Below are 14439 nucleotides of genomic sequence, written 5' to 3'. Positions count from 1 at the left end.
AATTTAGCTTCAGCCACCGCTTGTCTCCGTCGTAATTATTGCAGCGGTATTGGCTGATACGCGTGCTTGACTGATACTATCTGAATCATTTTTTTGGGTTTTTAAGGCAATGCCTTTAGGCTTGACTTTACTAAAGTAGTAATCCATTACAATCCTTGCTGCAGGCGCTGCATTTGAGCTACCGCCACCCGCATTTTCGATAACTACTGAAATACTAATTTCAGGATCGACATAAGGTGCGTAGCCAATATACATTGCGTTATCTTTTAATCTGGCCGAGACATTTTCTTCGTCATACTCAGCGTCTTGAGCGACTGAGAAAAGCTGCGCAGTACCGGTTTTGCCCGCTGACACATAATCGGTATCTTTAAAGGCACCACGCGCAGTGCCATGGCTACGATTTACTGTGCCATATAGCGCATCTAGCACAATATCCCAATTGTGTTCATCTATGATAGGTATAGGCGACTGCATTTCAACAGGCAAGACATCTATCGCCCCCTCAATCATGTAACCCTTAATCAGACGGGGAGTGTGGCGTTGACCTTTATTAATCAGAAAGTTTAGCGCTTGTGCTAATTGCAATGGGGTTGCGTTCCAGTAACTTTGACCGATCCCGACCGGGATCGTATCACCAATATACCATGGTTCATTAAATCGAGCTCTTTTCCAACCCCGGCTAGGCATATTAGCACCGGACTCTTCCAATAAGTCGACCCCAGTGTGTCTACCAAAGCCAAATAATTGCATAGATTCGCTAATCCGGTCTATGCCTAATTTATAGGCTAAGTCGTAATAAAAAATATCACAAGATACTTCAATCGATTTAGTCACGTTAACCGTGCCATGCCCATACTTTTTCCAATCACGCCAAACATGATCTACGTTTTTTAAGCGATAGGTACCGCGATCATTTATTTCGGTGGTTTCGTCAATCACACCCTCTTCAAGGCCTACAAGTGCTAAAAAAGGTTTAATGGTCGATGCTGGGGGGTAGCGTCCTTGTGTTGCTCTATTCAGCAAAGGACTGTCTTTGGACGCCAGAAGCTTATTATATTCTTTTTGACTTATGCCGTGCACAAATAAATTGGGATCATAGCTTGGACTGCTATACAACGCCAAAACGCCACCATCATTTGGATCTGTAATTACAACTGAACCTCTTCTTCCGGCTAGCACTTCTTGTGCTTTTTTCTGTAAATCAATATCGATATTTAGCACAATATCTCGGCCAGGCAAAGGAGGTTCAAAACTCAATACACGAATAACTCGCCCTTGATTATTAACTTCAACTTGCTGATAGCCAACTTTACCGTGAAGTGTTTCTTCATGAAACTTTTCGACACCTTGTTTGCCCATATCATGTGTAGCAGCATAGTTTGCAAGTTGGTCATCTTCGTCAAGCCTGACTAACTCTTTCTTATTTATCTTTGCTACATAGCCAAGCATGTGAGTTAACGAATCTTTGAAGGGATAATAACGCGATAATCTTGCCTCGATACTGACACCTGGAAATTGGTGTTGTTTGGCGGAGAAAAGGGCCACTTCGTCATGTGATAGTTGTTGCCGAATAGACACGGGTTTAAAGCGTCGTTGGCGTCTAATATTACTTTTAAATTCTTTGACTTCGCTGTCAGTTAACGACATAAGTGCTGACAGATGCTCGATTGTCGCGTCCAGATCGTCAACGTCTTCGGGTGTTATCTCTAAGCTAAATACCGGTTTGTTTTCCGCTAGGATCTCGCCATTCCGATCGTAAATAAGGCCACGATTTGGGGCAACCGGCACCACTTTAATTCGATTGCCATTAGAGCGTGTTTGATAATCTTCATATTGGAGAACTTGCAACTGGTATAGGTTTATAATAATAACCGACATAAGAACGCAAACAAATACAATAGAAACAACAGTGCGTCTGGCAACCAGATTAGCTTCTGCTGTGTGATCTCTTATTATTTGACGCTTTGGTGGCATATAATACTCTTGGCTCTACAACCTGCTTTATTCTCGATGGTACGGATGATTTTGCGTCACTGACCAAGCGCGATAGATGCTTTCAGCTACAATGACTCGTACCATGGGATGAGGCAAGGTCAATTTTGACAGTGACCACTTTTGCTCGGCCGCATGTTGGCATTCTTCTGATAGCCCTTCTGGACCGCCAATTAAGAGGCTAATATCGCGCCCATCCATTTTCCATTTTTCTAACTGTTCAGCGAGTTTTGGCGTACTCCAGCTTTGCCCCAATACTTCAAGTGTGACGATTTTATTTCCTTTAGGAACTTGCTGTAAACACCGTTGTCCCTCGTCAATAAGGATGCGTTTTACGTCAGCGTTCTTGCCTCTTTTACCTGACGCTACTTCCGTAAAATACAGTTGGCAATCAGCCGGAAATCGTCGAACATACTCCTGAGTGCCTTCGACAACCCATTTAGGCATTTTGTTCCCGACAGCGATAACTTGTATCCGCATCTTTTATGATACCAAAATTGCAGAGCTTATATTTAGGCTATTGCCAAAGCTTCTCTAACTGGTAAAAGTCGCGGCTTTCGTCTTGCATTACATGCACTACAACGTTGCCTAAATCGACTAATACCCATTCACCTGTTTGTTTACCTTCAACGCTTAATGGCGGTATGTCTGCAGATTTCATTTCAACCACAAGGTTTTCAGCTATAGATGAAACATGCTTTTTTGAGTTTCCTGAGCATACTATTAGCGTGTCGGTCACGGTAGATTTACCTTCAACATTTATTTGTACAATGTCTCTGGCTTTCATGTCTTCAAGTTTGTCTATGACAAATTGAACGAATTCACTTTGATTCAATGTTATTCCTATGATTTTTTCTGTTCGTATAATTGATGTTGTTTTATATATCTAAACACCTCTAAAGGCAATATTTCGCCGGTTTCCAACTGTTGGTAGTCCTTCTTTTCGACTTTTTCTCGAATTAGAGTTGAAGACACCGCAACTGATGGAAAATGGCAAGACACGACAATTCCGCTTTTTGTCGATAATGCCTGCTTGTTCGCTAAGGATACCGCATGATCGGGTCCACATGAAATATATTGCGTTACTTCCTGTAATATTTTTAACGCCTGGTTGTTTCTGTTCAATACTATAATATTACAAAGCTGCAATATTTCCTGCCATCTATGCCAAGTTTTGAACGATTGAAATGAGTCTGTGCCCATTACAAAATAGGGCGTTTTTTGATTGTTTTGTTTTAGTTTTTGTAAGGTATTAACGGTAAAGCTCATCTCATTATTTTCTAATTCCATATGCTCTATATACAGCGATGGCTCTAGTTTGCAAACAATCTCTAACATTGCTAATCGGTGCTTATTGCTGGTTTTTAGCGTTTTTTTATGCGGCGGAATATTACATGGCAGCAAGCCTACTTTGAGAATGTCAAGTGCCTGCATAGCCTGTTTCAAGGGCTTAATATGACCCCAGTGCGGGGGATTAAAAGTGCCACCAAAAAGTGTTATCTTCTGAGAATTAGTCATTGTTTAATTTAACGACATATTTTGCAGTGGTGCTGGTAAAAACAACAATGCCAAATGACTTAACAATATATATGGTCTTGCGGTTGTTTCACTTTTTAAAATAAGGTCGGCTTGCTGTAAGTGAGTGTTCAACAAACTGATATGACTAGGCGTGAGTCGTCTCAACGCATTTTGATATAACACCTGTTTATTTTGCCATATACGTAACCTAGTAAAGTTAATATTGCCTTCTAGACTTTGCATTGCTTGGCATTCAGCCAATGTTTGTGCTTCTTTTATCAAATTCCAGAGGATAATGTTAGGTTCAACACCCTCGCTTTCCAAGCGATATAAAATTTTGATTGCTTTTTGGATGTCACCAGCAAGTAAATCATCAACAAATTGAAATACAGTGAATCGAGACTGATCAACCATGCCGGCTGCTAGTACTTTTTCATTCACTTGCTGCCCACTGTCAGCATATACTAGTGCGAGTTTTTCAATTTCTTGCTTTGCTGCAAGTAAGTTCCCTTCACTAAAATCCGCTAAAAGGTTTACTCCCGCTGGACTGATATTAACCTGCGAGGCGCGGCAACGTTGTTCAATCCATTGCACTAATTGTTTTCCTTCAAGGGGATAACAAATTGAAAATATACCCTGTGAATCCAGTGCTTTAAACCATTTTGCTTTTTGTACATCTTTGCCAATCTTAGGGCCTTGAATTAATATCAAGATGTCCGTCGATGGGTTTTCAGCAATTGCAGTCAGTACTTTGCTGCCTTCCGCTCCCGGTTTACCGGTTGGTAGCGTCAATTCAATATACTGTTTATCAGAGAATAAAGACATTGTTTGGGTTGCTTCGATGAGCTGTGACCACGAAAAATCAGTATCAGCAACCAGTGTTTGACGTTCGTCGAAGCCTTGCGATTTAGCCACAGCACGAATGCTATCAATCATATCCAGTTTTTGTTGAGGTTCGTCACCAAACACCAACATAAAAGGTGCTAAGCCTTGCTGTTGAATATGTTGCTTAAATCGATTTGGATAAACTTGCATTAGGGCTTGTTTACCTTAATTTTTGCCGCTTCTCTGGTTTTTCTAGCTTCGATAGAAACTAAAGCTTGCGTATATTGACTCGAGAGTAATCGGATCATTCGGTCAGCTGACTCAGCTCGCATTTCATCAAGCACCAATTCTAGCTCTCGTGACTTGGCAAGTACTTGGTCTGGATCGTCTTGATATTCTCTGGCCACAGTCATGAACGCACTAATGGGTTCGGCAAAAGGGAAGATAACTTCATAACTAACCGAATAAATAAGTTCGTATTCAGCCACTTGGCCACTTGCAAATATAGACAGTAAACGGCGTTCAAGTGCTTCAGGTTCTAATTTTATTACCACCACCGTTGTCGGCTCAATACCGGGTGGAATTGTTTTTTCGCCAACAATACTTTGCAATTGATAGACTGGAAGTCTTTTGTCCAATGCTCTGGATAGCGGTAAATAATCAAATTGAGAAAGAATAACCACGTTATTTAAATAACTTGGTAATGCTTGTGAACCACGCAATTTAAAACCGCATCCTTGTAGAACGAATGCCATTATCACAATAATAAAAGCCAATTTTGACTTTTTAATCATTGCGCAAATAATCGGCCCCCATTTGGGCGGGCTTGCGAAAACTTGGCTCAATAGGCTAATCAAGATCTTACTCCATTAATATGGCCTAAAACGGTCGTGGTTCTAGGCCTTTAAATTAGTACTTTAGGGTTAACGGCTTCAGAAAATAGGTATTAACAGTATCACTATTCGTCGCTATTTAAATGTCAAAGTCGGGTGCATAATATGACTAAATAACTAGTTAGCGACAATATTCACCAGTTTACCTGCGATATAGATAACTTTTCGTATGGTCTTCCCCGCAATGAACGGTTGCACATTTTCTTGCGCCAACGCCTCTTGTTGTGCTTGTTCACTGCTGATGTCAGTTGCGACTGTCATTTTTGCGCGCACTTTACCGTTAACTTGAACAACAATCAGTTTTTCATCTTCTACTAAAGCAGAAGCGTCGACTAGAGGCCAAGGCGAAATTTGTAATTCCCCTTTACCGCCGAGTAACGACCACAGCTGTTCGCAAATGTGTGGTGTAATTGGGTTAAGCAATTTAACCATTGCCATCAACCCTTCGTGCAGAAGCGCGATATCATTGTCATTACTTATTCCAGCTTTCTGTAAGCTGTTTAATAATTCCATGACCTTAGCCACTGCCGTATTAAAAGTTTGTCTGCGACCTAAATCGTCAGTGACTTTTTCAATGGTTTGATGAATTTCTCGGCGCAACGCCTTTTGCGACTTACGCAACGAAGCTGCATCTAATGCCGGCACTGCGCCTTTACTCTCGCACAACTGCACATGTTCATTGGCCAATCGCCAAAAACGTTTCAAGAAACGGTTTGAACCTTCAACGCCTGAATCAATCCACTCAAGGGTTTGCTCTGGTGGCGCGGCAAACATAGTGAATAATCTCACCGTGTCAGCGCCATAAATATCGATAACTGCTTGGGGGTCAATACCGTTATTTTTTGACTTACCCATTTTGATCATTCCCGCGTGCTGAACTTCAGTGCCGTCAGCTAACGTTGCTCTGGCAATGCGACCCTTGTCGTCTTTTTCAACAGTAACGTCGGTTGGTGCATGCCAGATTTCTTTACCTTTCTCGTCCTTAGTAAAAAACGCATCAGCTAATACCATGCCTTGGCATAACAGTTTTTTGAATGGCTCGTCGCTGCTAACTAGTCCTTCATCACGCAAAAGTTTGTGAAAAAAGCGGGCGTACAATAAATGTAAAATAGCGTGTTCAATACCGCCAATATATTGATCAACAGGAAGCCAATAATTGGCTTCTTTGGGATCAAGCATCGCGTCAGACGGGGCTGAGGCATAACGAGCGTAATACCATGAAGATTCCATGAAGGTATCAAACGTATCTGTTTCCCGTGTAACTGGCTTACCATTGTGCAATGCTTTTGCCCACTCTGGGTCGGCTTTTATTGGCGAGTTTACTCCGTCCATTACAACGTCTTCAGGTAATACAACCGGTAAGTCTTGTGCATTTACAGCAAAAGACTCACCTTTCTCGTCAGTGACAACAGGGATCGGTGCTCCCCAATAACGTTGACGTGATACACCCCAGTCGCGCAGACGATAGTTAACCGACTTCTTACCTTTACCTAATGACGCTAGTTTATCAGCAATGGCATCAAAACCATCTTGGAACGATAAACCACTGTATTGAGCTGAATTCACTAATGTGTTTTTTTCGGTATAAGCTGCGTTCTTAATATCAGCAGTGTCGACATCGCTAGCCTTGAAAGCGACGACTTGTAAAATAGGCAATTGGTATTTAGTCGCAAACTCCCAATCTCGCTGATCGTGGGCGGGCACCGACATTACAGCACCTGATCCATAACTCATGAGTACAAAGTTGGCTATCCAGATCGGTATTGTGTCGCCCGTTAACGGATGAATGGCAGTCAAACCTGTTGGCATGCCTTTCTTTTCCATTGTTGCCATGTCGGCTTCAGTCGTTTTAGTATTTTTGCAGTCGTCAATAAATGCGGTTATATCGGGGTTTGCCTTTGCCATTTCTAAGGCAAGGGGATGCTGTGCTGCAACTGCTAGATAAGATGTGCCATAAAGCGTATCGGGTCGAGTGGTGTAAACTTCAATCTGACTAATGCCGGCTGTTTCAGCTGTTAAATCAAACGTAACGTCGACACCTTCAGAGCGACCAATCCAATTTCGTTGAGCGGTAACGACTTGCTGCGGCCAATCGCTGAGTTTGTCCAAATCGGCCAATAGCTGCTCAGCGTAATGCGTTATTTTAATAAACCATTGCGGGATCTCTTTTTGTTCAACCAATGCGCCAGAGCGCCAACCACGGCCATCAATAACTTGTTCGTTTGCCAACACAGTTTGATCAATCGGGTCCCAGTTTACGGTGGCATTTTTCTTGTACACCATGCCTTTGTCGAATAAACGAGTAAAAAACCACTGCTCCCAGCGGTAGTAGTCCTGTTTACAGGTAGCTAGCTCGCGACTCCAATCATAGCCAAACCCAAGTGAATTTAGTTGGGTTTTCATATAATCGATATTTTGATAAGTCCATTTGGCTGGCGCTGATTTGTTATTAATAGCCGCATTTTCTGCTGGCAAACCAAACGCATCCCAGCCCATAGGTTGCAGAACATTTTTTCCCTGCATGCGATGAAAACGACTAACAACGTCACCAATGGTATAATTTCGAACGTGCCCCATATGCAGACGGCCGCTTGGGTAGGGGAACATCGACAAACAATAGAATTTTTCTCTATTATCATCTTGCTTTGCAGTAAAAATTTGGGTTTTGTCCCAATGTGTTTGTGCTGCTTTTTCAACGGCTTGCGGGTTATATTGATTTTCGTTTTGGTCTGTATTGGCCATTTAAGTGTGTATCTCTGGGCTTTTTATTATTTTATAGCACATAGAATACCTTGTTGGAGGGGCATGCGACAATAGACGAAATGGATAAAGCACGTCAAAAGCGGATCATCTGACGTTATTTTTACAATTTTATACAGATGATGATTTGAGCTGTTGTTAAAATGCACAGCGGCATGCCCAAAAAATGCCAAAAGCTATAAATCGACGCAAAAACTACAGCAATCTGCAAGCACATCAATTACCATGCAATGAGAGGAGCACAATGCGCAGACTCATAGCTCAACAAAAATTATTATTACAATATTCATAAACTGAAAAGAAAGAAGAAAAAAACATATATGGCTGCGAAACTCACTTCAGTTCAAAACATCACTCATAACCTGAGCATTGCAGCAGCTGATCTTAGCGCTGGTGTCGACAACGATATGTTCAATAAAGCGATGCAAAGCCAAGCCGGAGAAATGGCATTAATCGGACAAAATCGAGCCAAAGAGGCCTTGAGTTTTGGTTTAGGCGTGAACTCCACAGGTTATAATTTGTATGTGATGGGAGAGCAGGCCACTGGTCGATACACACTGGTGCATAACTTTATTAATCAGCGGGCGCATCAGCAACCAACACCTAATGATTGGTGTTATTTGAATAACTTTGATGATCAACGTCAGCCTATTGCTCTGCAACTACCGAGCAGTCAAAGCAAAGGCTTTGTTGAAGACATTGAAAGCTTGCTTGATGAATTAATGGATACCTTTCCTGCGGTTTTTGAAAACCCAAGTTATCAGCGGCGCAAGGCAGCTATTACTCGAGCCAATGAACAACGCTACGACAAAGCCATTGATGAAGTTGAAAAAGTTGCCCTGAGTAAAGGCGTAGCGCTAATTGAAAGTGACGGCAGTATCAGTTTTTTACCTATTATCGACGGAAAACCAATTACTGACGCCGACTTTGCACAACATGGTGATGATGAAAGACAGCTTTATTATGAACTTATTGATGAACTTGAAGCATGTTTGAGCGAAGCACTAATTGAAGTTCCATTATGGCAGCGAAAAAGCGCTGAACAGTTGCGCAAACTAAAGCGTGAAACTGCAGAGCAGGGCATTCGGCCATTGCTGAAAGAACTGGAACATAAACACGCAGCAGATATTGCAATATTAAAACATTTAAAACAGCTAAAACCGCATTTAATTGATACGGTAACAGAGTTATTAGTACCAGAAAGCAAAGAAGATAAGTCGGACAATTTTGATAAACGAGCTATTTTGGTTGATACCTACGTACCAAATGTACTCATAAGACATGCCATTGATGCCGGTGCGCCGATTATTTATGAAGCAAACCCAACACATCAAAATTTGTTTGGTAAAATTGAATACACCAGTGTTCAAGGCAGTGTTTATACTAACTATAGAATGATAACTCCGGGGGCGTTGCATAAAGCTAATGGGGGGTATTTGCTGCTTGATGCTGATAAACTGGTCGAGCAACCCTATGTATGGGAATCATTGAAACTGGCATTAAAGTTCGGTCAGTTAAAAATGGAATTGCCACAACAGGACGTGGGAATGGTTAATTCAATTACGCAAACCCCACAGGTCATTCCCCTTAAAGTAAAAGTCATACTATTAGGTTCCCGTGAGCTTTACTATGCATTGCAAGATTACGACGATGAATTTAAAGAGTTGTTTAGAGTTTTAGTCGACTTTGATCATGAAATTCCACTTAATCAACAAAATTTAAATGACTTTGTGGCGCGAGTAAAGGCGCATGTACAACATATTGGCTTACAAAGTATCGATGCTGACGCGATGCGCAGGCTCCTAGAACACAGTTTGCGCCTTGCTGAACATCAATCAAAGCTCAGTGCAAAATTTGCAGATGTGATCGAGTTGATTAATGAAGCTCATTATTTTTGTCTACAGCAGATCCAAACTGAACTTCAAGCGATCCATATTGAAGCTGCGTTAGCGGCTAAGAAAAATCGCACCGGACGCGTTAGTGAGTCATTGCTAGAAGACATTAAAGAAGGGCATGTCCTGATTAATACTGATGGACAGGCTGTTGGCAAAGTAAATGGTTTGACAGTACTTGAAGTTGGGGATACTGCTTTTGGTACTCCTGCTCGCATAACTTCAACTGTTTATGCTGGTTCTAGCGGTGTTGTCGACATCGAACGTGAAGTAGAATTAGGCCAGTCAATACATTCAAAAGGAGTCATGCTACTCACTGGTTTCCTTGGCCATAAATACGCGCAATTTTTTCCACTTACGCTATCTGCCAATATCGCATTAGAACAATCATATGGCTATATTGATGGCGATAGTGCATCGCTAGGCGAGTTAGTGGCACTGATTTCTGCCTTAACTGAATTGCCTGTTGATCAAGGTTTGGCTGTAACTGGATCAATTAACCAATATGGTGAGGTACAGGCGATTGGTGGTGTAAACGAAAAAATTGAAGGTTATTTTTCATTGTGTTTACAACGTGGATTGAATGGTAATCAAGGTGTTATTATTCCAAAATCGAACGCCTTAAATTTGGTCTTGGACAATGAAATTATTGAGGCCGTTAAGCGGGGACTATTTCGCGTTTACGCGGTCAGTTCGGTTGATGAAACTTTGTGTTTATTGATGAAAAAAGAAGCGGGTGAGTTAAGCGTAAAGGGACGCTATCCTAAAAATAGCATCCATTACCAAGCTGTTAATCGTCTATATAATATTGCCAATATTGTTAATGGTGGACAAGACGAATAACTCATCTATCGACTGAGCTATACTTAGTCGATTGATTGTCTTATTTGGGAGGCATTCTTAAGGCACCGTCTAAGCGCACCGTTTCGCCATTTAAGTAAGCATTTCCTGCCATATGCAATACCAATTTACCAAATTCTTCTGGTAAGCCTAAGCGTTTCGGAAATTGCACGTTGTGCACCAATGCGTCTTGAACTTTTTCAGGCATAGCAAGCAGCATAGGTGTGCCCATTACACCCGGCGCGATGGTATTTACGCGAATGCCTAATGGGGCTAAATCTCTGGCCATAGGCAAACATAAAGCAATAATACCGCCTTTACTTGCGGCATAAGCGGTTTGCCCTATTTGACCTTCATAACCAGCAACTGACGCAGTATTAACGATTAAACCACGCTCGTTAGCTTCACCTAGCGGTGCGTTTTTGGCCATAGCGCTGGCAGCAACGCGAGAAACATTAAAGGTACCGTTGAGGTTAATATTAATCACCGACGTAAAGTTTGCTAATGGCATTGCTTCGCCTTCGCGATCAAGTATTCGTTTGGCTGGCGCCACACCAGCGCAATTGACGCATAGCCGTATTTCTAATTCGCCTTTAGCAACTTCAGCCACCGCATTCTCAACGCTAACATCATTGCTTACGTCTACTTTATAAAAGTGACAAAACGCAGCGCCAAACTCATCAACTCGTTGTTGGCCCATTTCTTCATTTAAATCAAAAATGGCAAGATGATAGCCTGCCTCACGCAGAATAACCGCGGTGGCATATCCAAGTCCTGAGCAACCACCGGTTACAATGGCAATGCTGTTTGTGTTTTTGGTCGTCATATATGCCTCATATTGCTATTTTTGGATGAGCTTACACACTCAAGCACTTTCGCCTGAGTATTTAAAATGATGATGAGCTAACGGCAGAAAAAGGCGATTATCGCTTAGGAATACTGATTTTTCTCTCGTCACTTTGACGATACATTACGAGTACGTGCCCAATCGCTTGTACTTGTATTGCTTTTGTTTCACCAATAATAGCATTCATAATAAGCTGCTTTTCTTCTTTGTCATCACTTGGTACTTTCACTTTAATTAACTCGTGAAAACCAAGTGCGTTCTCAATTTCGGCTAAAACACCCTCGGTTAAACCGTTATTTCCTAATTGGACAACTGGTTTCAATGGGTGTGCGAGGCCTTTTAAATACTGCATTTGTTTATTTGATAAATTCATTTGTTGTCTTTTGTAGCGATTAGTTTGTGTTAAACACCTTGAAAAAACGTATTCTACCTTTATATATACAACAATCCAAATCAGATTCGACATTGTTGATAAAAAAGAAGGGCAGCGTGAATAGCAAGTTTTAGTGAAAAGTGTTTTTGAGCATGTTTTTCCTGTGTTAAGGGACAGTAAACAAAAAATCCTAAACTTGCAGTAATGAACGTTGTGCGATGAAGAACATATATTGAATTCACAACTGGCTGTAATGCCATTGTCTCAATTCTATCGCACACTATGACGAATGCGAGTAATAATTCAACAGTAAATCAAGGTGGCTAAATTGCTTGATGTGAACTAGCATTAAGTAGGTATCACGGCGTGTTGCAGCCGAGTGGATGTTTTGCAACGAAGACATACTCATTATCAGTGTAATAATGTGACGCGCGATTGTAGCGAAGGGTTTTAAATTATAGTAACCTCGATGTCATCTATTTTTTCGTGTTCCACGTATAGATGTTTGTCGAGTAATTCCAGATTCATTTTATTAGAGGTAAGTAGCGTTGAGCGACATGGCAAAAAATCTCATTTTATGGCTCGTCATAGCAGTTGTGCTAATGATGGTGTTTCAAAATATATCCGGCTCAGAGAATACGACGAATAAGCTTGCTTATTCATCATTCTTAGAGCAAGTCAAACGTGGTGACATAAAAGAAGTTACGATTGACCAATCAACTAATGAAATACGTGGCGTGCGCAGCAATAACGATACATTCGTTACGCAAATTCCATACTTAGACATGAAGCTAATGGATGAGCTGTTGTCTGACGGCAATGTAATCGTCTCTGGTAAGAAGCCGGAAGAACAATCATTGTTCGCATCAATTTTAATTAATTGGTTTCCAATGTTGCTACTCATAGGCGTTTGGATATTTTTCATGCGAAAAATGCAAGGCGGTGGCGGTGGCGGAGCAATGTCATTTGGTAAGAGTAAAGCAAAATTACTGGGCGAAGACCAAATCAAGACGACATTTGCTGACGTTGCAGGGTGTGACGAAGCAAAAGAAGATGTCTCTGAACTTGTCGAGTTTTTGCGTGACCCATCTAAGTTCCAAAAGTTGGGTGGTAAGATACCTAAAGGTGTTCTTATGGTCGGACCACCAGGAACAGGTAAAACCTTGTTAGCGAAAGCAATTGCCGGTGAAGCAAAAGTGCCGTTCTTTAGTATTTCAGGCTCAGATTTCGTTGAAATGTTTGTCGGTGTCGGTGCATCACGAGTGCGTGACATGTTTGAGCAAGCGAAGAAAGCCTCACCGTGTATTATTTTTATTGACGAAATTGACGCTGTCGGCCGCAAACGTGGTGCAGGTATAGGTGGCGGTAACGATGAGCGCGAACAAACGTTGAACCAGATGTTGGTTGAAATGGACGGCTTCGAAGGCAACGAAGGTATTATCGTGATTGCGGCAACTAACCGCCCTGACGTACTAGACCCTGCATTGTTGCGACCAGGACGTTTTGACCGCCAAGTAATGGTAGGTTTACCTGACATTCGTGGTCGTGAGCAAATTCTAAAAGTACATATGCGTAAGGTCCCTTTAGGTGACAACGTGGAGGCATCGTTAATTGCTCGTGGCACGCCTGGTTTTTCTGGTGCGGATCTAGCAAACTTGGTAAACGAAGCAGCTCTTTTTGCAGCTCGCACCAACAAGCGTGTGGTTAACATGGAAGAGTTTGACAAGGCCAAAGATAAAATAATGATGGGCTCTGAGCGTAAGAGCATGGTCATGTCGGAAGAAGAGAAAACCAACACGGCATATCATGAAGCAGGCCACGCGATTGTAGGTCGTTTGGTTCCAAAACATGATCCAGTATACAAAGTGTCGATAATTCCTCGTGGTAATGCACTAGGGGTAACTATGTACCTTCCTGAACAGGATAAGTACAGTAATTCGAGAGAAGAATTAGAGTCGCGTATTGCGACGTTGTTCGGCGGTCGTATTGCTGAGGAAGTCACGCTAGGTGCAGCAGGCGTAACAACCGGCGCATCGAACGACATAGAAAGAGCAACCAACATCGCGCGTAAGATGGTTACTTCTTGGGGTTTATCATCCAAAATGGGACCAATCAATTACGAAGACGATGAAAATGAAATGTATATGGGTGGCGGCGGCAAGGCAAAATCAGCTGAAACTGTGCGCGATATTGACGCCGAAATACGATTATTGATTGATCGCAATTACGCATTAGCCGAGCAAATCTTGAAAGACAACATGGATGTACTCGAAGCAATGAAAGATGCATTGATGAAGTATGAAACAATTGATGCCAAACAGATTGATGACTTAATGAATCGTGTTGAAGTTCGTCCTCCTGCTGATTGGGAGAGAGATGCTAAGCCAGATCCTAGTAAACCTTCGGGCGGTGCAACAATTAATGCCGGCGGTGAATCCAAGGATGCACCAGCTAGCGACCCGAGTGACGTAACTCACTAATTGACGTGGTTAATAAAAT

General features: G+C 41.9%; 11 protein-coding genes. 2 read left to right on the top strand and 9 right to left on the bottom strand.

The window, feature by feature from the left end:
- Positions 1–9 precede the first annotated feature (9 nt).
- From mrdA to leuS, 7 genes are all read right to left on the bottom strand, one after another.
- The gene (gene mrdA / locus G399_RS0114615) at positions 10–1974 is read right to left on the bottom strand and encodes a penicillin-binding protein 2 (protein WP_006010336.1); all 1965 of its coding nucleotides are present in this window, start codon (positions 1972–1974) and stop codon (positions 10–12) included.
- A 27-nt stretch (positions 1975–2001) separates the two neighbouring features.
- On the bottom strand, positions 2002–2472 hold the full coding sequence (gene rlmH / locus G399_RS0114610) for a 23S rRNA (pseudouridine(1915)-N(3))-methyltransferase RlmH (RefSeq protein ID WP_026843767.1): 471 nt from the start codon (positions 2470–2472) through the stop codon (positions 2002–2004).
- 37 nt (positions 2473–2509) lie between these two features.
- Positions 2510–2827, bottom strand: a complete 318-nt coding sequence (rsfS, locus tag G399_RS0114605) for a ribosome silencing factor (protein WP_006010332.1) — start codon at positions 2825–2827, stop codon at positions 2510–2512.
- Between the two features lie 8 nt (positions 2828–2835).
- The gene (nadD, locus tag G399_RS0114600; RefSeq protein ID WP_006010330.1) at positions 2836–3510 is read right to left on the bottom strand and encodes a nicotinate (nicotinamide) nucleotide adenylyltransferase; all 675 of its coding nucleotides are present in this window, start codon (positions 3508–3510) and stop codon (positions 2836–2838) included.
- 3 nt (positions 3511–3513) lie between these two features.
- Entirely contained in the window at positions 3514–4545 is a 1032-nt protein-coding gene (gene holA, locus G399_RS0114595) for a DNA polymerase III subunit delta (RefSeq protein WP_006010328.1), read from the bottom strand.
- Positions 4545–5192: an LPS-assembly lipoprotein LptE gene (locus G399_RS0114590; protein WP_006010326.1), complete on the bottom strand. Its 648-nt coding sequence runs from the start codon at positions 5190–5192 to the stop codon at positions 4545–4547. Before G399_RS0114590 ends, holA begins: the two co-directional genes overlap by 1 nt.
- A 153-nt stretch (positions 5193–5345) precedes the next feature.
- The gene (gene leuS, locus G399_RS0114585; RefSeq protein ID WP_006010324.1) at positions 5346–7970 is read right to left on the bottom strand and encodes a leucine--tRNA ligase; all 2625 of its coding nucleotides are present in this window, start codon (positions 7968–7970) and stop codon (positions 5346–5348) included.
- Positions 7971–8308: 338 nt separating this feature from the next.
- On the opposite strand from leuS, the gene G399_RS0114580 reads away from it, so the two are divergent.
- A complete protein-coding gene (locus G399_RS0114580; RefSeq protein ID WP_006010321.1) occupies positions 8309–10723 on the top strand; it encodes a Lon protease family protein in 2415 nt (804 codons plus the stop codon).
- A 40-nt stretch (positions 10724–10763) separates the two neighbouring features.
- Here G399_RS0114580 and G399_RS0114575 read toward each other — a convergent pair whose 3' ends face one another.
- Entirely contained in the window at positions 10764–11546 is a 783-nt protein-coding gene (locus tag G399_RS0114575; RefSeq protein ID WP_006010320.1) for an SDR family NAD(P)-dependent oxidoreductase, read from the bottom strand.
- A 97-nt stretch (positions 11547–11643) separates the two neighbouring features.
- Positions 11644–11940 carry a ribosome assembly RNA-binding protein YhbY gene (gene yhbY / locus G399_RS0114570; RefSeq protein ID WP_006010319.1) on the bottom strand — a complete coding sequence of 99 codons (297 nt, stop codon included), beginning with the start codon at positions 11938–11940 and terminating at the stop codon, positions 11644–11646.
- Positions 11941–12488: 548 nt separating this feature from the next.
- On the opposite strand from yhbY, the gene ftsH reads away from it, so the two are divergent.
- Positions 12489–14420, top strand: coding sequence for an ATP-dependent zinc metalloprotease FtsH (gene ftsH / locus G399_RS0114565; protein ID WP_034897311.1), 1932 nt, complete (start codon positions 12489–12491; stop codon positions 14418–14420).
- The last annotated feature ends 19 nt before the right edge of the window (positions 14421–14439 follow it).

The sequence above is a fragment of the Brumicola pallidula DSM 14239 = ACAM 615 genome (assembly GCF_000428905.1).
Taxonomy (GTDB): Bacteria; Pseudomonadota; Gammaproteobacteria; order Enterobacterales; family Alteromonadaceae; genus Glaciecola; species Glaciecola pallidula.
This window is presented reverse-complemented; position numbering and strand designations above follow the sequence as displayed.